General features: G+C 70.5%; 16 protein-coding genes, 3 tRNA genes and 1 pseudogene. 13 read left to right on the top strand and 7 right to left on the bottom strand.

Annotation, left to right across the window (positions count from 1 at the left end; genetic code table 11):
- Positions 1–10: 10 nt before the first annotated feature.
- The 3 genes from ABD259_RS17445 to ABD259_RS17435 form a co-directional block, all read right to left on the bottom strand.
- A complete protein-coding gene (locus tag ABD259_RS17445; RefSeq protein WP_344102343.1) occupies positions 11–1,213 on the bottom strand; it encodes a sarcosine oxidase subunit beta family protein in 1,203 nt (400 codons plus the stop codon).
- Positions 1,210–3,702: a GcvT family protein gene (locus tag ABD259_RS17440; RefSeq protein ID WP_344163930.1), complete on the bottom strand. Its 2,493-nt coding sequence runs from the start codon at positions 3,700–3,702 to the stop codon at positions 1,210–1,212. The genes ABD259_RS17445 and ABD259_RS17440 overlap by 4 nt, the downstream gene beginning before the upstream one ends.
- Before the next feature lie 426 nt (positions 3,703–4,128).
- Positions 4,129–5,334: a glycine cleavage T C-terminal barrel domain-containing protein gene (locus tag ABD259_RS17435; RefSeq protein WP_344163927.1), complete on the bottom strand. Its 1,206-nt coding sequence runs from the start codon at positions 5,332–5,334 to the stop codon at positions 4,129–4,131.
- Between the two features lie 225 nt (positions 5,335–5,559).
- On the opposite strand from ABD259_RS17435, the gene ABD259_RS17430 reads away from it, so the two are divergent.
- The 3 genes and pseudogenes from ABD259_RS17430 to ABD259_RS17420 all read left to right on the top strand — a co-directional run.
- Complete coding sequence (locus ABD259_RS17430) at positions 5,560–5,934, top strand: methylenetetrahydrofolate reductase C-terminal domain-containing protein (RefSeq protein ID WP_344163924.1); 375 nt, start codon at positions 5,560–5,562, stop codon at positions 5,932–5,934.
- Between the two features lie 94 nt (positions 5,935–6,028).
- Positions 6,029–6,967 carry a methylenetetrahydrofolate reductase gene (locus tag ABD259_RS17425; protein WP_344163921.1) on the top strand — a complete coding sequence of 313 codons (939 nt, stop codon included), beginning with the start codon at positions 6,029–6,031 and terminating at the stop codon, positions 6,965–6,967.
- A gap of 212 nt (positions 6,968–7,179) precedes the next feature.
- Positions 7,180–7,380, top strand: a pseudogene (locus ABD259_RS17420) (response regulator transcription factor); the annotation flags it as partial.
- A 15-nt stretch (positions 7,381–7,395) separates the two neighbouring features.
- Here ABD259_RS17420 and ABD259_RS17415 read toward each other — a convergent pair.
- Positions 7,396–7,947, bottom strand: a complete 552-nt coding sequence (locus tag ABD259_RS17415; RefSeq protein WP_344102354.1) for a TetR/AcrR family transcriptional regulator — start codon at positions 7,945–7,947, stop codon at positions 7,396–7,398.
- A 179-nt stretch (positions 7,948–8,126) separates the two neighbouring features.
- On the opposite strand from ABD259_RS17415, the gene ABD259_RS17410 reads away from it, so the two are divergent.
- Positions 8,127–9,779 (top strand): MFS transporter, encoded by a 1,653-nt coding sequence (locus ABD259_RS17410; protein ID WP_344102356.1) that lies wholly within the window; start codon positions 8,127–8,129, stop codon positions 9,777–9,779.
- A 227-nt stretch (positions 9,780–10,006) separates the two neighbouring features.
- Here the strand turns inward: ABD259_RS17410 and ABD259_RS17405 are convergent, their stop codons facing one another.
- Positions 10,007–11,260 carry a molybdopterin molybdotransferase MoeA gene (locus ABD259_RS17405; RefSeq protein WP_344163996.1) on the bottom strand — a complete coding sequence of 418 codons (1,254 nt, stop codon included), beginning with the start codon at positions 11,258–11,260 and terminating at the stop codon, positions 10,007–10,009.
- 226 nt (positions 11,261–11,486) lie between these two features.
- Between ABD259_RS17405 and ABD259_RS17400 the strand changes: the two genes are divergently transcribed.
- The 7 genes from ABD259_RS17400 (at position 11,487) to ABD259_RS17370 (ending at position 17,366) form a co-directional block, all read left to right on the top strand.
- Positions 11,487–11,559 (top strand) — tRNA-Gly (locus tag ABD259_RS17400).
- Positions 11,560–11,599: 40 nt separating this feature from the next.
- Positions 11,600–11,673, top strand: a tRNA-Cys gene (locus ABD259_RS17395).
- A gap of 11 nt (positions 11,674–11,684) precedes the next feature.
- Positions 11,685–11,761 (top strand) — tRNA-Val (locus tag ABD259_RS17390).
- 828 nt (positions 11,762–12,589) lie between these two features.
- Positions 12,590–13,747: a polyprenyl synthetase family protein gene (locus tag ABD259_RS17385; protein ID WP_344163918.1), complete on the top strand. Its 1,158-nt coding sequence runs from the start codon at positions 12,590–12,592 to the stop codon at positions 13,745–13,747.
- A gap of 107 nt (positions 13,748–13,854) precedes the next feature.
- Positions 13,855–15,375, top strand: coding sequence for a phytoene desaturase family protein (gene crtI, locus ABD259_RS17380; RefSeq protein ID WP_344163915.1), 1,521 nt, complete (start codon positions 13,855–13,857; stop codon positions 15,373–15,375).
- Positions 15,375–16,313 (top strand): phytoene/squalene synthase family protein, encoded by a 939-nt coding sequence (locus tag ABD259_RS17375; protein ID WP_344163912.1) that lies wholly within the window; start codon positions 15,375–15,377, stop codon positions 16,311–16,313. Before crtI ends, ABD259_RS17375 begins: the two co-directional genes overlap by 1 nt.
- A gap of 48 nt (positions 16,314–16,361) precedes the next feature.
- On the top strand, positions 16,362–17,366 hold the full coding sequence (locus tag ABD259_RS17370) for a Rieske (2Fe-2S) protein (protein ID WP_344163909.1): 1,005 nt from the start codon (positions 16,362–16,364) through the stop codon (positions 17,364–17,366).
- On the opposite strand, the gene ABD259_RS17365 is transcribed toward ABD259_RS17370, so the two are convergent.
- Both ABD259_RS17365 and ABD259_RS17360 read right to left on the bottom strand, forming a co-directional pair.
- On the bottom strand, positions 17,330–18,904 hold the full coding sequence (locus ABD259_RS17365; RefSeq protein WP_344102366.1) for an FAD-dependent oxidoreductase: 1,575 nt from the start codon (positions 18,902–18,904) through the stop codon (positions 17,330–17,332). The two genes, ABD259_RS17370 and ABD259_RS17365, sit on opposite strands and share 37 nt — an antisense overlap.
- Complete coding sequence (locus ABD259_RS17360; protein WP_344102368.1) at positions 18,901–19,641, bottom strand: class I SAM-dependent methyltransferase; 741 nt, start codon at positions 19,639–19,641, stop codon at positions 18,901–18,903. The genes ABD259_RS17365 and ABD259_RS17360 overlap by 4 nt, the downstream gene beginning before the upstream one ends.
- Here ABD259_RS17360 and ABD259_RS17355 point away from each other — a divergent pair.
- Both ABD259_RS17355 and ABD259_RS17350 read left to right on the top strand, forming a co-directional pair.
- Positions 19,640–20,887 (top strand): lycopene cyclase family protein, encoded by a 1,248-nt coding sequence (locus ABD259_RS17355; protein WP_344163906.1) that lies wholly within the window; start codon positions 19,640–19,642, stop codon positions 20,885–20,887. The two genes, ABD259_RS17360 and ABD259_RS17355, sit on opposite strands and share 2 nt — an antisense overlap.
- Positions 20,888–21,544: 657 nt before the next feature.
- Complete coding sequence (locus tag ABD259_RS17350; protein WP_344102372.1) at positions 21,545–21,916, top strand: hypothetical protein; 372 nt, start codon at positions 21,545–21,547, stop codon at positions 21,914–21,916.
- Positions 21,917–21,963 lie beyond the last annotated feature (47 nt).

Raw genomic sequence — 21,963 nt, 5'->3', positions numbered from 1 at the left:
GTGTGCCGGGTCAATGGGCGACGGCCGCGGCGCCGTGTTCGTCGACCAGCGCCCCCGTGGTGAACCGCTCCAGCCCGAAGGGCGCGGCCAGCGGATGCGGGCGGCCGTTGGCGATGGTGTCGGCGAAGACGTGCCCCGCGCCGGGTGTGGCCTTGAACCCGCCGGTGCCCCACCCGCAGTTCAGGTAGAGGCCTTCGAACGGGGTCGGGCCGATGATGGGCGAAGCGTCGGGGGTCACGTCGACGATGCCGCCCCAGGTGCGCAGCAGCTGGGCGTGCTCGAAGATCGGGAAGAGCGCGACGGCCGCCGCGACCTGGTTCTCGATGGTGGAGAACGAGCCGCGCTGGCCGTAGCCGTTGTAGGCGTCGATCCCGGCGCCCAAAACCAGTTCACCCTTGTCGGCCTGGCTGACGTACACGTGCACGGTGTTGGACATGACCACCGTGTCGATGACCGGTTCCAGCACCTGGGTGACCAGGGCCTGGAGCGGGTGGCTTTGCAGCGGCAGGCGCAGGCCGAGCCGCTCGGCCAGGACCGAGGTGTGCCCGGCGGCGCACAGCGCGACCTTGCCCGCGGCGATGGGGCCGCGGCTGGTGTGCACGCCGACGACGCGGTCGCCGCTCCGCTGGAAGCCGGTGACCTCGCAGTCGTCGATCATGTGGACGCCGAGCGCGTCGGCAGCGGCGGCGAACGCCCAGGCCACGAGGTCGTGCTTGGCGATACCGGCGCGCGGCTGGTAGGTGGCGCCCAGCACCGGGTAGCGCAGTGCGGGGGTGATGTCGATGATGGGGACGAGCTTCTTCACCTCCTCGGGGGCCAGCCATTCGGCGTCGATGCCATTGAGCCGGTTGGCGTTGACCCGCCGCACCGATTCGCGGACGTCGTGGGTGGTGTGCGCCAGGTTGAGCACGCCGCGCTGGCTGAGCAGCATGGGGCGGCCGAGCTCCTCCTCCAGGCCCTCCCACAGCCCGAGCGCGTGCTCGTAGATCCCGGCGCTGGCGTCCCACAGGTAGTTGGAGCGGATGATGGCCGTGTTGCGGGCCATGTTGCCGCCGGCCAGCCAGCCGCGCTCCAGCACCGCGACATCGCGGATGCCGTGCTCGCTCGCCAGGTAGTAGGCGGTGGCCAGGCCGTGCCCGCCCGAGCCGACGATGACCACGTCGTAATGGTCCTCCGGCTCCCGCTTCCGCCACAGGGGTGCGTCGCCCGTCATGCGCGCAGCCTCGCCATCTCGGGGTCGAACAGGGGGTCGGTGGCCACGGTGGCCGGGATGCGCCGGTCGAAGTAGCCGATCTCCAGCTGGGTGCCGGGCTCGGCGCGGTCGGCCGGCAGCCACGCGTAGGCGATGCCGGTGCCGAGGGTGTGGCCGTAGGCGGCGCTGGTGACGTACCCGGCCGTACCGCCGCCCCCGCCGTCCTCTACGGGGACGTAGACCGGTTCGCCGCCCATGACGGTGTCCGCGGGGTCGGGGGTCGTGGTCAGGCAGCACAGTCGGCGCTGGACCGCGTCCGGGTCGCGCGCCGCCAGGGCGTCGCGCCCGAGGAAGTCGCCCTTGGCCATGCGCAGGGCGAAACCGAGCCCGGCCTCGTAGGGGTCGTGCTCGTCGGTCATGTCCACGCCGAACGCCCGGTAGCCCTTCTCCAGCCGGAGGCTGTTGAAGGCGCCGCGCCCGGCGGCGATGACCCCCAGCGGCCGCCCGGCCCGCCACAGCGTGTCCCACAGCCGCAATCCCAGGTCGGGGGTGGTGTAGAGCTCCCAGCCCAGTTCGCCCACGTAGGAGACGCGCATCGCCAGCACCGGCACCTCGCCGACATGCAGGCGGGCGCAGCGGAAGTAGCGCAGCCCGTCGTTGGACAGGTCGTGGTCGGCCAGCGGCTGCAGGAGCTCGCGGGCCAGGGGTCCCCACAACCCGACGCAGGTGGTGCGGGAGGTGATGTCCTGTACCTGCACGGAGCCGTCGGCGGGGAGATGGCGGCGCAGCCAGTCGAGGTCCAGCGGGCTGTTGACGCCCAGCTGGTAGTGGTCCTCGGCGACCCGGGCCATCGTGATGTCGCCGCGCAGCCGCCCGGTGGCGTCGAGCAGCAGGCAGTAGGCGACGAAGCCGGGGGCGCGGTGGGCGCGCCCGGTGGTCATGCGGTCGAGGAAGGAGGCGGCGCCGGGTCCGGTGACCTCCAGCCGCATCAGCGAGGACATGTCGTACATCGCCACGCGCTCGCGGGTGACCTGGGCCTCGGCGCCGACGACCGGTGACCAGTAGCGCGCGGCCCACGGACCGGGAGGGGTGATGCCGCGCCCCTCGGCCAGGTCGGCGTTGGCCTCGTACCAGTGCGGACGCTCCCAACCGTTGGCCTCCAGGCAAAAGGCGCCGAGCTCCCGCTGCCGGACGTAGAAGGGGGCGACGCGCAGCGGGCGGGGCTCCTCCATCGGCTGGAGCGGGTGAATGGCGTCGTAGACCTCGACGAAATTCTGGCAGTCGCGTTCGAGCAGGTAGCTGGGGGCGAGCTGGTGGCGCTGGAAGCGGTTGATGTCGCAGGCGTGCAGGTCGAAGGTGGAGGTGCCGTCGACGATCCACTCGGCCACGGCGCGGGCGACCCCGGCGGAGTGGGTGATCCAGACGGCCTCGGCCACCCAGAATCCGGTGGCGTCGGGGGATTCCCCGAGCAGCGGCATGTTGTCGGGGGTGAAGGAGAATAGCCCGTTGATGCCCTCGTCGATCTTGGTTTCGGTGAGGTCGGGGAGCAGGTCGAGGGTGTCGTTCCAGGCCGGATCGAAGTCGTCGGGGGTGAACGGCAGTTCCGAGGGCATGCCGTCGTCGGCCGCGGGCGCGGGCATACCGATGGCGTCGGGGTCGACGGGCATGGGCCGGTGGCCGTAGTAGCCCACGCCGACGCGGTCGAACTTCTCCCGGTAGTAGAGGTCGCGTTCCTGGAAGCGCAGGATCGGGTGGACGGCCTCGGCGGGCGCCCCGGCGAGCGCGGGGACTGGGCCGGTCCAGCCGAACTGGTGCGCCAGGGGGGTGAGCGGAAGCGTCATCCCGACCATGCGGGTGATGCGCGGGCCCCACATGCCGGCGCAGCAGACCACCAGGTCGGCGGGGATGTGGCCCTGGTCGGTGATGACGCCGGTGACCCGCCCGCCGGCGGTCTCGACGTCGAGGACGCGGTGCCGTGCCAGGAAGCGCGCCCCGCGCAGGACGGCGGCCTCGCCCTGGGCGCGCGCGGCCGGGAGGGCGGCGGCCAGGCCGTCGGTGGGGGTGTGCAGACCGCCGAGGATCCGGTCGGCGTGGACGAGAGGGTGGGCGGCGGCGCACGCGTCGGGGTCGAGCACCCGGGCCTCGATCCCCCAGGAGCGCGCCCAGCCGCAGCGGCGGTGCAGCTCGTCGAGGCGTTCGGGGGTGGCGGCCAGTTCCAGACCGCCGACGGGGTTGAAGCAGGGGCGGCCGTCGGCCGTGCGCAGCGCGCCGTACTTGCGCACGGTGTAGCGGGCGAAGTCGGACATGGTCTTGGCGCCGTTGGTCTGGAAGACCAAGCCGGGGGCGTGGGAGGTGGAGCCTCCGGTGCGGTACAGGTCGCCCTGGTCGACCACGGTGACGTCGGTGTAGCCGCGCACGGTGAGTTCGTCGGCGAGCGCGCAACCGACGATACCCGCGCCGATGATCACGATTCGGGGGACGGTCCGAGGGGCGGGACGAGGTGCGGCCATGGCAGCCCTACCTTCACCGTCGGAGTTTCTATCAGCGCAACAACCAGCGTGTTACGCAACAGGGTCTGATGTGGCCAGGGGCGCTGTCAAGGGGCGGATTTCGCCTGTCGTCGCATGCCGCACACCCCTTTGGCGGAACGTCACGCGAGATCGAAGTGTTTCACATAAGAGGAGTAGTTGCATAATATGCAACTACTCCTAAGCGGTGATTCCTGCCCGGCGCGCGGTCGCGGGCAGGCGGCGGCGAGCACGCGAGGAGTGCCCGCCCGCGCTTCGGGCCCCAGGGCAGGTCCAGGACGCGGAGCCACTGCGTGCCTCCACAGCGCAGGACCGCGCCGCGGGGAGCGGGGGTGACGCCCCCGCACCCCGCGGCGCGGCGCTACCCGCCGCTCACCGCTGTCGATTCCGCGCGGCCACCGGCGGCCCTCAGCCGGTGGCGAGCTGGTGCAGGTCCTGCTTGGGCACGTACTTCTTCGGGTCGATGAAGGGCTTCTCGACCACCGTGGCGGGCACAAGCCCGCCGGGCCGATCGATGGCCAGCTCGGTACCCACTGGGGCCAGCTCGATCGGGACCATGGCGAACCCGATGTTCTGCTCCAGGCGCGGCGAGAAGCAGGCGGAGGTGACCTTGCCGACCGGCTCTGTACCGCCGGGCACGTACACCGGGAACGGGTCGATCATCGATCCGTCGTTGAAGCTGCCCAGCGGCATGCCGCCGATCTCCACGCCGACGAGCTTGCGGTCGATGCCGTTATCGCGAATACGGCGCAGCGCCTCCTTGCCGATGAAGTCGGCCTCCTGCTGCAGATCGACCATCCAGCTCACCTCGTAGCCGTAGCCGACCTCGAAGGGGTTGGTATCGAGCCCGATGTCGCAGCCCCAGGCGAGGATGCCGCCCTCGATGCGGCGGATGTGGCACGGACCGATGACCTCGATCCCGTGCGGGGTCCCGGCCTCGATCACCTTGTCCCACAGCCGGAGGCCGTCGCGCGACGCGTTGCGCAGGTAGATCTCGAAGCCTAGCTCGGAGGTGTAGCCCGTGCGCGAGACGACCACCTGCATGCCGTCGAGCTCGAACTCGGCGCAGTAGTAGTAGCCGATGTCCAGGATCCGCTCACCGAACAGGTCGACCATGACATCGCGCGACTTGGGCCCCTGCACCTGCACCGGGCCGACGTCGGCCTCGCGGATCGTGACGTCGAGCCCGCTGTTGTAGGCCAGGCCTTGCGCCCACAGCAGCACGTCGCTGTCGGCGAGGGAGAGCCAGAAGTGGTTCTCACCGAGTCGCAGCAGGACCGGGTCGTTGATGATGCCGCCGTCGGGCGCGGTGATGAACACGTACTTGCACTGCCCCACCTTGCACTTGGTGAGGTCGCGCGGGACAAGCATGTTCGTGAAGGTGAACGCGTCAGGGCCGGTGATCTCGACCTGGCGTTCCACGCCGACATCCCAGAGGGTGACGCCGTTGAGCAGGTGCCAGTACTCGGCCACGGGGTCGCCATAGTGGCGCGGGTGGTAGGTGTGGTTGTACACGCTGTACTTGGCCACGCCGTGGCGGCGTGAGGCATAGAAGTACGGCGACTTCCTGATCCGCGAGTAGAGCAGGATCTCCGGGTTCTCGATGACGGCCATCGGGTCCTCCATCACTTGATACGCAACGAGGATCGCCATGCGCAACAGAGCGTCCCTCGCTGGCGGCGTCGGTGTCAAGGGATTGAGAGGCCATAAGTTTCGTCTTGCGCAACTGATATCCATTGACGCAACGAAACCGCCGGATTTAGCCTGTGGTCACGCGGCAGCGTTTCTCACTATGAGTGTAGTTGCATAGTTTGCAACAGTCGAGGTTGGGGTGGAGCCATGGCCCGCTTGCTCGCCACCATCGAACACGCCGTCAAGAAGCCCATCTGGGACTGCCGCATGTGCGGCCAGTGCGTCCTGCACTCCACCGGCTTCACCTGCCCCATGACCTGTCCCAAATCCCTACGCAACGGGCCGTGCGGCGGGGTGCGCGAGGACGGCACCTGCGAGGTCGACCCGACCATGACCTGCGTGTGGCTCAAGGCGCAGGACCGCTCAGAGAAGATGCCGCGCCCATGGCGTGAGGAATTCGACGACCTGCGACCACCCGTCGACAACCGCCTTCAGGGCACATCCTCCTGGATCAACCTGCTGACCGGCCGCGACAAGACGGCACCCGCCGGATGGGACCTTGAAGAACCTTCCGCCGGATAGCGGCGCACCAACCAGCTCCCCGCCACACCGCACGGGCCCAGCGGCCCACCGGACCAGAACACGACGCAGCAGGACGTTCCGGAAGGAGCCCAGGGTGCCCAACTTCGCCGACCTCCTCACCAGCCCCGAGCCGTCCCGCCCCGTCATCACCGCGGAGTTCCCGGTCACGGACGGCGGCGGTCTCCCCGAGATCGCCGCCCACGTTGCGGCCCTCGCGCCCTACGTCGACGCGGTCAACGCCACCGACAACGCGGCCGCGCACGCCCACGCGTCGAACGTCGCCGTGGCCATCGCGCTCCAGCAGTACGGCGTCGAGCCGGTGCTGCAGCTGGCGTGCCGCGACAAGAACCGGCTCGCGCTGGAGGCCGACATCATGGGCGCGGCGCTGCACGGCATCACCACCGTGTGCTGCATGACCGGCGACGACGTCACCGCCGGAGACGAACCGGAGGCGCGTCGCGTCTTCGACCTCGACGCGGTGCAGCTCATCCGGGTCGCCTCCGGACTGGCCAAGGGCCACTACCTCTCCGGCCGCCCGGTCGACCCCGCTCCCCCACTGCTGATCGGAGCGGTCGAGAACGCCGCGGCACCCCCGCACGCCTACCGCGTCCGCCGCGCCCTGAAGAAGGCCGCGGCCGGCGCGCGCTTCCTCCAACTGCAGATCTGCTACCACCCCGACCGCCTCGCCGAGTTCACCCGCGTCGGCGCGGCCACCGGCCTGACCCCGAAGGTCGCCCTGCTCCCGAGCATCGTGCTCGTCAAGGGCGCCCGCTCACTGCGCTACATGAACACGCGCGTCCCCGGCATCCACGTCCCCGACGAAGTCATCGACAAGGTGGCCGCCGCCCCCGACCAGCGCGAGGCCGCCTACCAGCTGGCACTGGAACAGTCCACCCACGCCCTGTCCCTCCCGGGCGTCCGCGGCCTCCACTTCATCGACTTCCGTCACGACGACGCCCTCGCCCGGCTCTGCTCCGACCTGGGCCTCCCGACGGTCCGCAGCGCGCCGGAGGGCAACGCCATGGCCGTGTGACCACCCACCCGACGCGCCGCTCGCCAGCTCCAACGATCGGGCCCCGTTTCCCCGGTCTGGTTGGCGGCTGCCAGGGTGACGGCATTGGGTTCACAGTGTCAGGTCGTGACCGGCACGAGAGGCGGTGCCGTGTTCGAGCGCCGACGCGTCGGGCCAAGGTGTCCGAGACGGTGCCCACAACCGACTCCGGCCGAGAGCCGCTGGGTTACGGGGACGGCCCGCTCTCGGAGCGCGAGGCGGAGGTCGCACGGCTCGTCGGTGGCGGTGCTTCGAACCGCGAGATCTCCCGTCGGCTGTTCATCACCGAGGGGACGGCGAAGAACCACGTCACCAGCATTCTGCGCAAGCTCGGGCTGCGGGACCGGACCCAGCTCGCGCTGTGGGTGAACCGGACGGCATCACCCGGGAGTTAGGAGCGCGCAGTGGGCTCAGTCTCGGTTCCGAGCCGCCTCCACCTGCGCGATGAGGCGGTCGGTCAGCTGCGTGAGTACCTGGGTGTCGGGAAGTGAGAGACCGGCGATGCTGCTGAGGTAGAGGCCGTCGCCGACGAGGCGGATCGTTTCGGCGAGGACAGGGTCGCCGACCTCCTCGTGCAGGAGGCGGGACCACTCGTCGAAGAGCTGGCGCACGAGGCGCTCGGACTCCTCGGACATGTCCTCCTTGCTACGCAGCGCCGCGATGATCGACCAGTAGAGCTCGGCCTCCTCGCGCGATTCGGGGATCGATGTGCGCAGGAAGGTCCGGACGACGCCCTCCTCGCTCTCTGTGGCTTCGCGGAACTCGTCCTGGGCGCGGTCGGCCAGCCGCTTGACCAGGCCGGTCATCAGGGCCGCCTTGGACGGGAAGTGGTAGAGCAGTCCGCCCTTGGAGACGCCCGCGGCGGCGGCCACCGCCTCCAGGGTGACGGCGGAGTTGCCCTCTTCGATCAGGATGTCCTGCAGCGCGTCGAGAATGCGGTCGCGGGTGGGAGATGTTTTCACGATTGACACTATACCGGCCGGACGGTACTGTACCGTCTGGACGGTTGAGAATAGGAAACCCCTGTCTACCGACCATCGCCTCACCGGACGTCGTCCGTGCCATCGGCCGGCGCCGTCCGCCCAGCCCCGCCCATCGGGAACCGAGGGCGGCCCACCCACTGACCCGAACGAGAGTGAAGATGAGTTCCGCTGCAGCCAGGCTCACCATGCCCGGAAGCGGAGGCGCGCCCACGGCAGGACCCCGTGAATGGGCCGCCCTCGCCGTACTAACACTCCCCGTGCTGCTGATCTCCGTCGACATGACGGTGCTCGGCTTCGCCGTCCCCTACCTGAGTGAAGACCTCTCCCCCAGCGCCGGGCAGCTGCTGTGGATCGTCGACATCTACGGCTTCGTTCTCGCCGGGTTGCTCGTCACGATGGGGTCGCTGGGCGACCGCATCGGCCGCCGCAAGCTGCTGATGTTCGGTTCGGCCGGGTTCGGTGTCGCGTCACTGCTGGCGGCTTTCGCTCCCACTCCGGAGGTTCTGATCGCCGCCCGCGCCCTTCTCGGGTTGGCGGGCGCGACCCTGATGCCCTCGACCATGTCGCTGCTGCGCAACATTTTCCTCGACCCGCGCCAGCGCCTGATCGCGGTCGCGATCTGGGCGTCCGGGTTCTCGGCGGGTTCGGCGCTCGGCCCGATCATCGGCGGGTGGCTCCTTGAGCACTACTGGTGGGGCTCGGTCTTCCTGATCAACCTGCCCGTGATGGCGCTGACCCTTGTCGGCGTGCCGCTGCTGGTGCGCGAGTCGCGCAACCCCACGGCGGGGCGGCTCGACCTGACGAGCGTCGCGCTGTCGATGGGCGCCATGCTGCCCTCTGTCTACGGCGTCAAGAGCCTGGCCGAGCACGGCCTCTCGGTCACCTCGGTGATCGCGATCACGGTGGGGGTGGCGCTGGGCGTCGCCTTCGTCCAGCGCCAGCTGCGGCTGGCAGACCCGCTCATCGATGTGCGCCTGTTCGCCGACCGGACGTTCAGCGTGGGCGTGGCCACGAATTTCATGCTCGTGTTCGCGATGGTGTCCTCGATGTTCTTCCTCACCCAGTTCCTGCAGCTGGTGCTGGGTATCAGCCCGATGAAGGCCGGACTGCTGCTGCTTCCGGGGCTGGTGCTGTCCGTGGTCATGAGCTTCGTGGCCGTGGTGGTGGCGCGTCGGCTGAGCCTGCGCGCGGTCATCGCGATCGCGCTGGCGTTCGTCGCCACGGGGTACCTGGCGCTGACGCAGACGGCCACCCACAGCGGCGTGCTCCTGGTGGTCGTCGCGTTCGCCCTGATCTGGGTGGGCGCCGGGCTGGCCGAGACGCTGACCAACGACGCCATCCTCACCGCGGCCCCGGCCGAGCGTGCGGGCGCCGCGTCGGCGATCTCCGAAACCGCCTACGAACTGGGCGGTGCGCTCGGGGTGGCGCTGCTGGGCAGCGTGCTGACGGCGGTGTACCGGCTTCAGCTCGACGACGTCGCCGGTGTCCCCGCGGATTCCATGAACGCCGCCCAGGACACCCTCGGCGGGGCTGTCAACGTCGCGGCGGACCTTCCGTCAGAGACGGCTACGGCCCTGCTCGACGCGGCACGGACGGCGTTCACCAACGGGATGCACCTCACGAGCGCGATCGCCGCGGCGCTGGTCATCGCCACCGCGGCCATGGCGTGGCGGATGCTGCGCACGCCCACTCCGCCGACCGCGGGAACCCCGCGGCCGCACACGAAGAAAGCAGGGCACCAGCACGTGCGCTGCTGCAACACGTGCGAGTTCACGGAGAACCGAGCCAGCCGGAACCGGGCCCAGGGGTAGCCCGGCCCCGGCGGCACAGCGGCCTGCATGAGAGGCCAGTCACACATTCTGCTGTCTGGCACCGGACCGACGCCAGAGCTTCCGGGAGATCCAGAGCGAATTCGGCCGCTGGTGGCCACATGCCACCGGCGGCCGCCATCGTTCCCGATGGTCAACCGGCCACCACAGTCGCATCAGCCCCGCGCGCAACCCGCGCGTACGGCGTCCATCCAGCGGAAAGACACGGGTTACATCGGCAACCACACCAGCCGGGCCGAGGGGCCGCGCCAGCCCGGCGGGATGACAGCGAAGGCGTCGGCCATGGCCGCGCCGCGCAGGCTTCCGGGGCGGTCGTGGCCCACGGGGCGGGCGACCGTTCCGTCCGCGACGCGCACCGCGATCAACCGGGTGTCCCGGTGGTGCGGGCGAACCTCTCCCTCGACCGGTAGGCGCGTGGGAAGTCCGCCCACCGGATCGGGACCCGGGCGGCCAGCGAGCGCCGCGACGAGCGGCACCAGCAGGGTCACCCCCGCGACCAGGGCGGCGTTCGGATTACCGGGCAGCCCCACGATCACCGGCCCCGGGCTCGACGGCTCGCCCAGGTGAGCGAGCAACTGCGGATGGCCGGGCCGACAGGCGACGCCATCCACGACCGGGGTCGCGCCCAGCGTGGCCAGGGCGTCGCGCAGGTGATCGGCGGGCCCCTTCGACGACGCCCCGCAGACGGCGATGACGTCGGCCCCGGCATCGGCGGAGGCGCGGAGCGCGGACATCATGTCGGCGAACGTGTCACGGACGCGTCCGCCCCCGACCGCCTCGCCACCGGCCCACGCCACCAGCCCCGGCAGCATCGGGCCGATGGCGTCCCGCACCTGCCCGGGCACCGGAAGACCGGTGTCGGTAATCTCATCCCCGCTGACCAAGATGCCGACCTTGGGTCGGCGAACCGGAAGCGTGTCATGCCCGAGGCTCGCGGCCAGTCCGACCGCGACCGGTGTGACAACCGCCCCTTCCGCCAGAACGGAAGCTCCAGGCTCGGTGTCCTCACCGGACCTCCGCACGTGCCTCCCCGGTTCGATCTCGCCCCTGACCCGGGTGACCGCCCCGCCACCGGCCGCACCGGCGATGGCGTCATCAGCGGGACCGCCGGCCTCTTCGGTCAGCGCGGCCTCATACGGCACGACCGCCTCCGTCCCGCCAGGCACGGGCGCCCCCGTCGCGATCTCGACGGCCTCCCCCGGACGCAGGTCGCCCGGCCGTTCGGTGACCCCGGCCAACACACGACCGCGCACCAGCCACGGCCCGCGCCCGGCGACGGCGTACCCGTCCATCGCGGCGGCGTCATAGGCGGGAACACCGACCAGTGCGATCAGGTCAGCGGCCAGAGTCGCCCCGATCGCTTCCCTCAGCTCCACGTGGCCCACCACTGCAAGACAGCGCACGCCGAGGCCCCATGCGGCCTCTCTCGCCGCCTCCCACGGCACCACCGCCTCGCCCGCCATGGCGCCTCTCCACTTCCCGCTGGCCTCGATTCCCACGTGTCCTTGTATATCCCCGGTTCAGCCCGCCATCGGCACCGGGACCGCGCCCTCCAACGTCTCGCCCCGTCATCCGACGCCATGCCCCACCGCGACGCCGCCCGATTTGCCGAATGCCGACTTTCCGCTAAAGTTCTTACTGCGCCACGGCGAAGGGGCCAGCACGAACGGCCCCGGATCCGGGAAGCGCGCGGACGTGGCTCAGCTGGTAGAGCATCACCTTGCCAAGGTGAGGGTCGCGGGTTCGAATCCCGTCGTCCGCTCGGAGACGCCAGGGGGATCTCGCTTCCCTTCTCGGAGTCCGGTGGAGTGGCCGAGAGGCGAGGCAGCGGCCTGCAAAGCCGTCTACACGGGTTCAAATCCCGTCTCCACCTCCAAGGCTACACGCGGGCGGTTAGCTCAGTTGGTTAGAGCGCTACCTTGACACGGTAGAGGTCACAGGTTCGAATCCTGTATCGCCCACCAGCAACATCACGGTTCAGAGGCCGTTCTTCGGTCATGTTCGGTTATCGCGGGCTTCGGTGCTGGAGACGATCGTGCTCCGGCTCTGCCTCGAAGCCTTGTTCGCACCGGGTGCCCGGTAGTACTCACCGAGCCGCGGGACCGTATCCGCAATCCCTTCCCGCTCGGCCGGTGTGAGCGCCGGCAGGCTGTGGCGCCCAAGCGCCTCCAGCACGGTTTTGTACCTGTTCTTTCATCCACGGCAACGTCGATGATCTCCCGCGGCAGGGCCTGCTCCCGGGCGGCGGCCAGAGCCGGTGCGTCGTTGACGCCGTCGCCCGCCACGCCCGCGGCCGCCCGCTCGTTCCCGACCGGGGGATCGGCCGGTCGGTGGATTCTTCACGCCAGAATCGCGGCGGTGGTCGGCGTGCCGGGCAGACCTAGCACGGCCACTCGGCGATATTCTCGGGCTCTTCCTCGGCAAACCGGCCACGGATGCCGAGTACCGCTTCGCGCGTCTTCGGCCGGTTTCCGACGGTGGGAATGGGGACGTTTGCTGGGTGGCCGTCGTTCGCCTCGCGGTGGTCTTCGGGGGGCGGGACACGTGAGGCGCGCCCGCGGCACTCACGGCGCGTCGACGGCGCGGGTGACCGAACCGGCGACATCCGAAGATGCTCGGCGATCCTGTCCGATCCGCCCGGACTTCCGGGCCCACTCACGTTAAGTGCCGACCGCAACCGGCTGTCCGTTCTCGAACAACGTCCGCAAGCGCGAAGCACGAAACAGGAACTTCTCGCTTTCGAAGGAACCCGGTAGGCGCGACGCACGCGACTCGTGGTCCAGGAGGCTGGCATGACGACACCCGGATCGGAGGTGCGGACCCAGGGCGCTCTGGAGCCGCCCGCAGTGCCCTGTTCCTCGGCCTGCCGGGAGGACCCTCTGCGTGCGGCCGTCACTCAGCACCTCAAGGAATTCCTCGGCCGACGGAGCCTCGCCATCGTGCGCCTGGACACGGATTTCGCCGATGAGGTCTTCGACCGGCTGGCCTGGTTCGTCCTCGAAGGAGGAAAGCGGGTCCGGCCGGTCTTCGCCTGGTGGGGCTGGCGTGCCGCGGGCGGCGCCGACGACGGTCCCGAGGCCACCGCTGCGCTGCGCGCCGCCTCGGCTCTGGAGCTCGTCCAAGCGTTCGCCTTGTTCCAGGACGACGTCATGGACAGGTCCGCCGTACGCCGCGGTAGACCCGCCGCCCATGTGGAGTTCGCGAACGACCACCGCTCGGAGGGATGGTTCGGCGACCCCGACCGCTACGGGGAAAGCGCGGCCCTGCTCGCCGCCGATCTGGCCCTGGTCTGGGCGGAGGACATGTTCACCGAGGCCCTGCGCCACATGCCCGACGCCCGGGAGCGGGCACGCGGACCCTGGCGAGCCATGCACACGGAGATGGTGGTCGGCCAGTTCCTGGACCTACGCTCCCAGGCTCGGTCCGATGAGGCGGAGTCCACCCCTCTGCGGGTCAACCGGCTGAAAACGGCCGCATACAGCGCCGAGCGCCCGCTGCACCTGGGCGCGGCCCTAGCCGACGCGGACGAGGAGGTCATCCTGGCCCTGCGGAGATACGGGGAGGCGATCGGTTCCGCCTACCAGCTGCGCGACGATCTGCTCGATCTGTACGGCGAACCGGCGCAGACGGGTAAGGCGGTCGGCGCCGATCTGCGGGAGGGCAAACGCACTCTGCTGCTGGCCGTGGGCCTGCGGCGAGCACGCGAACGCGGGGACCGCAAAGCCGTGGAGGTGCTCGACTCGGCGATCGGCGACCCCGGCCTCACCGATGCCGACGTGCGCACCGTCGCCGACCTCCTGGTGGCCCTGGGCGCCAGGGAGGCCGTGGAGCAGCGTCTCGGTGCGCTCCTGGACGAGGGAACGCGTTCGCTGGCGGACGCGCCCATCGCCCCGGTGGCGTGCGAGGAACTCCGGCGACGGGCTCACGGGGCGATCACACGCGTGACCTGACAGATCCGGTACGCGGGCTGGAAGCGGCCGGCACCCGACAGGGACCCCGCCCTCGACACAGGCACCGAGTCCGCGTCCCGCACCGCGCCCGACAGAGGAGAGAGCCCATGAAGCCGCGCGCGCACGACACGCGTACCGTTCCAGGACGGACCGACCACGTGGTCGTCGTCGGCGCCGGCCTGTCCGGACTCGCGGCCGCACTGCACCTTCTGGGGGCCGGACGGTCCGTGGCGATCGTCGAACGCGGGGAGCATCCGGGAGGGCGCGCCGGCCGCGACGACGCCGACGGGTTCCGCATGGACACGGGACCGACCGTGCTGACCATGCCGCACCTGATCGACGAGGCCCTGTCGGCCGTGGGCGACTCCCTCGGCCGCCGACTGGACCTCGTACGGCTCGACCCCGCCTACCGTGCCCGATTCGCCGACGGCTCCACCATCGACGTACACACGGACGCGGGGGCCATGGCCGAGGAGGTCGCCTGCAAGGCCGACGGGCGCGACGCCCTGGGCTACCTGCGCCTGCGCGACTGGTTGAGCCGACTCTACCGGCTCCAGATGCGCTCGTTCATCGACGCGAACTTCGACTCACCGCTGCAGCTGCTCACCCCGGAGCTCGCGCGGCTGGCCGCCATGGGCGGTTTCGGGCGCCTCGCACCGGCCATCGGGCGCTTCGTCTCCGACGAGCGCCTGCGACGGATCTTCTCGTTCCAGTCCCTCTACGCCGGCGTGGCCCCGCAGCAGGCGCTGGCGGCCTATGCCGTCATCGCCTACATGGACACTGTCGCGGGCGTGTACTTCCCGAAGGGCGGCATGAGGGCGCTGAGCGACGCACTCGCCGCCGCCGTGGTCGACGCCGGAGGGACCCTGCACTACGGCCGGGACGTGCGGCGTCTGGAACGCCGGGGCGACAGGATCACCGCGGTCGAGACGGCCGACGGCCTCCGGCTCGGCTGCGACGCCGTGGTGCTCACCCCCGACCTGCCCATGGCCTACCGCCTGCTCGGGCGAACTCCATGGCGCCCGGTTCCGCTGCGTTTCTCCCCCTCCGCCGTGGTTCTGCACGCCGGGGTCGACCGCGCGTGGGCCGAGACGCCGCACCACACCATCTCCTTCGGCGCGGCGTGGGAGGAGACCTTCGACGAGATCTGCCGCCGCGGGACGACCATGAGCGACCCCTCCTTGCTCATCACCCGCCCCACCGCCACGGATCCCGCACTGGCGCCCCCCGGGCACGAGCTGTACTACGTGCTGGCGCCGTGCCCCAATCTGCGCACCGGCCGGATCGATTGGCGACGCACAGCAGACGGCTACCGCGACAGCCTCGTCCGGACACTGGAGCAGCGGGGGCTGACGGGGTTCGGATCCGCGATCGTGACCGGGCGGCTGACCACTCCGCTGGACTGGTCGCGCAAAGGCATGGCCTATGGCACCCCCTTCGCCACATCGCACACGTTCGCCCAGACAGGACCGTTCCGGCCGCGCAACAGCGTGGCGGGCACCAGCAACGCGGTCCTGGCCGGGTGCGGCACCACTCCGGGTGTCGGGCTCCCCACAGCCCTGGTGTCCGGGAAACTGGCGGCCGCACGGATCGTGGGCGAGGCCGCCGTGGGGAAGGGGGCACGGTGATGGGAACGGCCGCCGAGCTCGACGCGGCGGGCATCACCGGTGCCGCGCTGCGCCGGGACTACGCGCGCAGCCGCGCACTGCACGCCCGGCACGGTCGCACCTACTACCTGGCCACACGGATACTGCCCGCCGGACGCAGACCGGCCGTCCACGCCCTGTACGGATTCGCCAGGTGGGTGGACGACATGGTCGACGAACCCGAACCGGGGCAGACGACGGAACACACAGCGGCGCTCCTCGGAAACGTCGAGCAGGATCTGGATGCGGCCCTGTCCGGCGGGCAGGCGCAGGCTCCACCGGTGCGGGCCCTGGCCGACACCGCCCGGCGCTACTCGATTCCCGCGGAGTACTTCGCCGCATTCATGAGGTCCATGCGCGCGGACCTGACCGTCACCGGCTACGCCGACTACGGAGAACTCAGCGACTACATGTACGGCTCGGCCGCTGTGATCGGTTTGCAGGTGCTTCCCGTCCTGGGGACCGTGGTGCCCCGGTCCGAGGCGGAGCCGCACGCGGCGGCGCTCGGTACGGCCTTCCAGCTGACCAACTTCCTGCGTGATCTCGCCGACGACCTCGACCGAGGGAGGGTCTACCTTCCCGCCGATGTCCTCGCCCACCACGGTGTCGACCGCGACCTGCTGCTGCGCTGTCGCCGTACGCGCGTCCAGGACGCCCGTGTGCGCCGGGCCCTGGCGGACCTGGTCGCCCTCAACCGCGCCGTCTACCGGGAAGCCGAGCCGGGGTGCGCGATGCTCTCCGCGGTCGCGCGGCCGTGTGTCGAAACCGCCCTGCGGCTGTACCGGGGCATCCTGGACGAGATCGAGGAAGCCGAGTACGACGTATGGTCGCGGCGCCACCGTGTCGCGCGCTCCTACCGTGTGTGTACCGCGGTGCCCGCACTGGGCAGGGCCCTGATGGCGCGCGCCTTCCGCACGTGAACGCACAGGCGCGCAGGCGCCCGACCCGAGGACGTAAGGATGTCGAGCATGTCCCTGCCCAACTCCCAGCCCAGGCGGCTCCCCTTGCGCAGGCTGCCCGCGACGCGATGGAGCCGCCAGAGCCCCACCTGGGGCGAGGCGTCTCCCGCGCTGATCGGCGCCGCTGTCAAACGCGCGCTGGCCCGCCCTTCCGGCAACTGGTACGTGTTCGCCGCCAACGCGGAGGTTCGCCCCGACCGGCCTTTCGGGCGGATGGTCGCCGGCACCGAGATCGTCGCTTGGCGGGATGGCGAGGGGCGCCTGCACGCGGCGCCCGGCGCCTGCCCGCACTTGGGAGCACCACTGTGCCGGGGCGCCGTCGACTCGGGGAGACTGGTGTGCCGCTGGCACGGTCTGGCCCTGGGGCCGGACGGGTTCCCGGGGTGGGAGCCGTATCCGGCCTACGACGACGGGACGCTGGCGTGGGTCCGTCTGGACCGGGCCGGCGGCGAAGAACCGCTCCCCCGCCCCGTCCTTCCCGAACGGCCCGCGCCCGCCACCACGCTCACGGCGGTGGAGAGCCTGGCGGGGCGCTGTGAACCCGAGGACGTGGTGGCCAACAGGCTCGACCCCTGGCACGGGTCGTGGTTCCACCCCTACTCCTTCGTGGGCCTGCGCGTCACCGAGACGGCGTCGGGAAGCGGCCCGGACCCCGACCGGATGGTCGCGGAGGTGGCGTTCAAGGTCGCCGGCCGGTGGGGGGTGCCCGTCCGGGCCGCGTTCAGCTGCCCGGAGCCGCGCACCGTGGCCATGCACATCATCGAAGGCGAAGGAGAGGGAAGCGTCGTGGAGACCCACGCCACCCCGCTGGGCGTTCGCGACGGCGTCCCCTCGACAGCGGTCATCGAGGCGATCGTCGCCTCCTCCGAGCGGCCCGGTTTCGCCCTGGCCGCACGCGCCGCGCCGGTGGTGCGCCCCCTCATGCGTGCGGCGGCCCGACGCCTGTGGCGGGACGACCTCTCCTACGCGGAACGGCGCTACGCGCTGCGGACGTCGGGCCGGTGGCCCGGCTGAACCCCGGAGCGCCCCCAGCGGGCCAGCGTCCGCATCGGCGCCCAGCGCCCCCGGCGGGGCACGCTCCAGAGCCGGTGACCGGGCAGGCCCCAACCGGCCAGCAGCTCGTTGGCGGCCATCAGCCCGCTGGTCGCGGCACGCTCCATGAGGGCGACCGGGAGGTCCACCCGAACGTGGTCGCCCGCGACCACCAGCCACGGGTCAGGGGTGACAGGGGCCAGCCGGTGCTCATAGCCGCCCGGCGGGAAGAGAGCGCAGTCCGCGCGCAGTTCGTGGCGCTGGTCGACGATGGCCGCGCGCGCGGTCTCCGGGAAAACCCGATGCAGTTGGGCGATCAGCCGTTGTCGCTCGATGCGCTCGTCGCACGATTCCGGCAGCGCGTAGGCGTGGAGTTCCACGACCGACCCGCCCGTGCGTCGCGCCCACAGGGCGGCCTCGTCCTCGAAGCGCTCCAGCACGCTGATGTTGTCGAGTGTGGGGTAGCCGGCGGTCCCGAGAAAACCGGGGCGCTCGGCGCGGACGGGGCGGTTCAGCCAGAGCCGGCTCACCAGGAAGGGCGGGGCACTGGGCAACCCGAGAGCCCGGCGGCGCCACTCCTGCCCGCCCAGGGCGGGAGAGCCGGCGGTCAGGTCCCGCAGGCCGGCGACGTCTGTGGCAAGGACGACGGCGTCGAACTCCTCGGCGGCCTCGCCCCCCGAGTGGACGGCGAAGCGGTGCCGCTCCCCCGGGGCGATCCGGGATACGGGGGTCGAAAGCCGTTGCCGCACGCCGTGGCGTGCGAGGTAAGCGGACCAGGGATTCCAGAGCGCTTGGGGAAAGGGCGCGTTGGCGACGTCGAACAGCAGGCCCTCGCTGGAGCCCAGAAAGTACAGGTGGAACATGACGGCGAGCTCGGCCGCCGAGAGCTGCGCCGGGTCGGCGAAGAAACTGCGGGAGAACACCTCGAAGGCCAGGTGCCGGGCGCGCGGAGGGAAGCGGATTGCTTCCAGGAGCTCAGGCGCGCCCCGGTGGTCCAGTCGTCGGTAGACGCCGGGGATGTCGACGTCCAGAAGCTGGAGGGCGGCGGCGATATTGACCCGGGCCAGTTCGCGGGCGGGAAAACTCCGGCTGCGCACCGCCAGCGCGAACGCATTCAGCGGTGGGGACGCGGGGAGCCCGGTGAAGCCGTCGCGAAGACCGTCCGCGTGCACGAGCGGGTAGTCGGGCAGAGGGCTCAGCATGCCCAGGTCGGGATCGAGGCGTGCCAGCAGCGCCCGCAGGTTGTAGTACTGGCGGAAGAAGGCGTGGAAACCGCGGCTCATCGTGGCGTCGCTGCCGTCAGCGAGGAGGGTCGGCCACCCACGTAGGCGCCCACCGATGTCGGCTTCGCGTTCGAAAACGGTGGTCGACACGCCGCGTTCGGACAGAGCCGTGGCCGCGGCCAGTCCCGCGATACCGCCTCCCACAACCGCCGCTCGCGGAACGGCGTCGGGCCGTTCGGCCCGGGGGGCGGCGGGGGCGACCTCCTCGGCGCGGAGGTCGGAGGGCGACCACGTCACCGGGAGCCAAAGGTCGAGGGAACCGTGCCGAAGAAGGTGTGCACGATGCCTCGCTGCCAGCCGCTCAACGCCAGGGTGCGGACGTTTTCCAGTCCCGCCGCGCGCATCCGCCGACGAAGACCCGCAGCACCGTCGAATTCGAGGACGCTGCGCCACAGGTAGCGGTACAGCTCGGATCGGCCGGTAACGACGCGCCCGAGGGGGATGATCACACCCCAGCACACCAGCGACCACACACCGCGCGCCGCGGCCGAGTCGGCGACGGAGTACTCATGCAGGACGATTCTGCCTCCGGGTTTGAGCACATCTCTCGCGGTCGCCAGAGTGGCATCGGGATCGGGGCAGTTGCGCAGCAGGTAGGCGGCGAACACCGCGTCCGAGGGACCGCCCAGATCGCCCGCGGTCAGGTCCTCGGCGCGGGCGTGCACGAAGCGGACCCGGGGACCCCAGGGCTTGGCGCGGGCCCGGGCGAGCATGCCTTCGGACGCGTCCACACCGATGATCTCGGCCCGGGGGAACTCGCGTGCCAGAGCAGCGGTGGAGGCCCCCGTGCCGCAACCGAGGTCGAGCACGCGAAGTCCCTCCCCGCCTCGCGGGAGTCCGAGCCTGCGCGCCGACACGCGCAAATGCCGGTGGTATCCCGGATTTGCCGCGACGAGGCGGTCGTACGACGCCGCGGCGTGGTCGAACTCGTCCCTGACCGCACCGGCCTTCATCCCGCGGACCGTCCTTGCCATGATCCTCCGAGTCGACGTGAAGAAAACCGGGCTCGGTGACAGGCTAACCGCCATGCGGGGATTCGACGTGATCATCGTCGGCGCCGGCGCGGCCGGTCTCAGCCTGGCCCACGCCGCCGCGCGGATCGTCATACCCGGCGTGGGCACACCGCAGATCGCCCTGGTCGAACCGCCGGCCGGAGCACCGCGCCCCAAGGACCGCACCTGGTGCTTTTGGGAACACGGCGCGGGCCCGTGGGACGAGGTCCTCGCCGCCCGGTGGGACAGGCTGGCGGTCCTCTCCCCCACGGGCGTCAGGCATGAGCAGGCGATCGGTCCCCAGTCCTATAAGATGCTCCGCTCCCGGGACTTCGAAGCCCACGTCCGCGCGGGTCTCGCGCCGAACGTCCACGAGTACGCAGCGACGGTCACGGCGATCGATGACGGCTTCGACCGCGCGACGGTACATGCGTCGCGGGCCGATGGTTCGCGGGTTTCGCTCCAGGCGCGCCGGGTCTTCGACTCCCGCCCGCTGTGCACGCCGCCGGCCGCACGTACGACGCTGCTGCAACACTTCCGCGGATGGTTCGTGCACACCGGCCAGGACGCCTTCGACCCCGGAACCGCGCTACTGATGGACCTGCGCACCGCACAGCCGCACCACGGCGTGTCATTCGGCTACGTGCTTCCTCTCTCGTCCCGGGAGGCGCTGGTGGAGTACACCGAGTTCACCCGCGAGGTCCTGGACGACGCGGGCTACGAAGCGGCTCTCCGCCGATATACCGGAGAGGTGCTCGGCCTGGAGGGCTTCACGGTGGCGGCCTCCGAGCAGGGGGTCATCCCCATGACGGACGGAAACTTCCCGACGCGGGCGGGTCGGTGCGTCTTCCGGCTGGGAGCGGCTGGCGGTGCGACCCGGCCGTCCACCGGATACACCTTCAGCGGTATCCAGCGCCAGGTCGCCTCGGTGGTGCGCTCCCTGGAACGCGGCCGGGTCCCGCTACCGCCGAGCCCCCACAAGCGGCGGCATCGGGCCATGGACTCCGTGCTACTGCGCGCCCTCGACTCCGGGCGCCTGGACGGCGCGGCGTTCTTCGCCCGACTCTTCGCGCGCAACGACATGCGCGAGATTCTGGACTTCCTGGACGGGCGGTCGGTGTTGGGGCGCGAGCTGCTCATGGGAGCGACCGCCCCCGTGGTGCCGATGTCGGTGACGGCTCTGGAGTGCGCGTTCCGTTCCTTGCGTCCGCTCCGCGGTACGCCCTGACGATCCGGGGCCCGGGGCGGAGGTCTTCTGCCGACGGCACGACCGACCGGCGGCCGGTGCCGTTCGATCGCCGCCTGCGCCGACCGGGACCGTTCGATCCGTCCGGTGCATCACCGCCGGGTCACCGTGATCGACAGGACCGCCCCAGCAGACAGGCGCGGAGATCACGGACGATCGGTAGCAGTCGGCCTGGGCGCCGCCCTGGTGGGTGTTGCCAACCGTCGCACGGCAGATAGCGGCCGGTCCACATACCGGCCGATTCGCCAGCCGACACAACGACGTGTAGAAAAACCAACGTCACCGACCGGATCGACGGATCGATATTCGTAGGCGTGTGGCCGCATGACCCGTTCCATTTTCCGATCGAGCTTCCGTTCCCGTCGTTCGATAGAAGGCGGCGACAGCTGTGCCGGACATCGCTTTCTTCCAGAACTCTCCGGTCATATATGTGCACCCAACGTAGCGACCCGCGACAAGTTTTGGGCGAAAGCCGCTGGATTCGCCGGGCGAGGTCTTCCATAGGGCCGGGCGGCCCCGTTCGCGTTCCTCGCGCGACTGCTACGCTGCCGGACCGCGGATACCGAGATTCCCGAGGATTGACATAGAAAGGCTAAACAACATATGGACGTGCGGAGGTTCTCCCTGTATGGCGCAAGCGTGCTGGTGGCACTGACCACAGCGGTGGCGTGCGGCGGGTCCAGCGGGTCCAGTGGATCCACCGGTTCCAGCGGGTCCGTCTCCGGGGACAAGGTCAGGTGTACCAACGAAGACTGCACCGTCACCATCAGGGGTACCGGCAGCCAGGGGGACCTGGCGGATATCGACAACGTCGAGTATGACTATCGAATCGTCCTGAACAAGGACAAGAGCGCCGACGTGAGGGTCTCCCGGGAAAGACGCGGGAGAGAAGACGCCGAGGCGGAAGCCACAGTGAAACCGGGGAAATCCGCCAAGTTGGAAGGCTACAGGGTCGAATACGTTTCCAACTCCAAGAACGTCGCCAAGTTCGAGTTCAAAGGCCCGAAGTAAGCACCGCTGACGGTAGCGACGCGATACGGGCGCAGTAGATGCGCTCG

This window comes from Nocardiopsis rhodophaea, from assembly GCF_039530945.1.
Classification (GTDB): Bacteria; Actinomycetota; Actinomycetes; order Streptosporangiales; family Streptosporangiaceae; genus Nocardiopsis_C; species Nocardiopsis_C rhodophaea.
This window is presented reverse-complemented; position numbering and strand designations above follow the sequence as displayed.

Coding starts and splice junctions, on each gene's coding strand:
- ABD259_RS17445 (WP_344102343.1), bottom strand. CDS start 1,213: ATGACGGGCGACGCACCCCTGTGGCGGAAGCGGGAGCCGGAGGACCAT.
- ABD259_RS17440 (WP_344163930.1), bottom strand. CDS start 3,702: ATGGCCGCACCTCGTCCCGCCCCTCGGACCGTCCCCCGAATCGTGATC.
- ABD259_RS17435 (WP_344163927.1), bottom strand. CDS start 5,334: ATGGCCGTCATCGAGAACCCGGAGATCCTGCTCTACTCGCGGATCAGG.
- ABD259_RS17430 (WP_344163924.1), top strand. CDS start 5,560: ATGGCCCGCTTGCTCGCCACCATCGAACACGCCGTCAAGAAGCCCATC.
- ABD259_RS17410 (WP_344102356.1), top strand. CDS start 8,127: ATGAGTTCCGCTGCAGCCAGGCTCACCATGCCCGGAAGCGGAGGCGCG.
- ABD259_RS17405 (WP_344163996.1), bottom strand. CDS start 11,260: ATGGCGGGCGAGGCGGTGGTGCCGTGGGAGGCGGCGAGAGAGGCCGCA.
- ABD259_RS17385 (WP_344163918.1), top strand. CDS start 12,590: ATGACGACACCCGGATCGGAGGTGCGGACCCAGGGCGCTCTGGAGCCG.
- crtI (WP_344163915.1), top strand. CDS start 13,855: ATGAAGCCGCGCGCGCACGACACGCGTACCGTTCCAGGACGGACCGAC.
- ABD259_RS17375 (WP_344163912.1), top strand. CDS start 15,375: ATGGGAACGGCCGCCGAGCTCGACGCGGCGGGCATCACCGGTGCCGCG.
- ABD259_RS17370 (WP_344163909.1), top strand. CDS start 16,362: ATGTCCCTGCCCAACTCCCAGCCCAGGCGGCTCCCCTTGCGCAGGCTG.
- ABD259_RS17355 (WP_344163906.1), top strand. CDS start 19,640: ATGATCCTCCGAGTCGACGTGAAGAAAACCGGGCTCGGTGACAGGCTA.
- ABD259_RS17360 (WP_344102368.1), bottom strand. CDS start 19,641: ATGGCAAGGACGGTCCGCGGGATGAAGGCCGGTGCGGTCAGGGACGAG.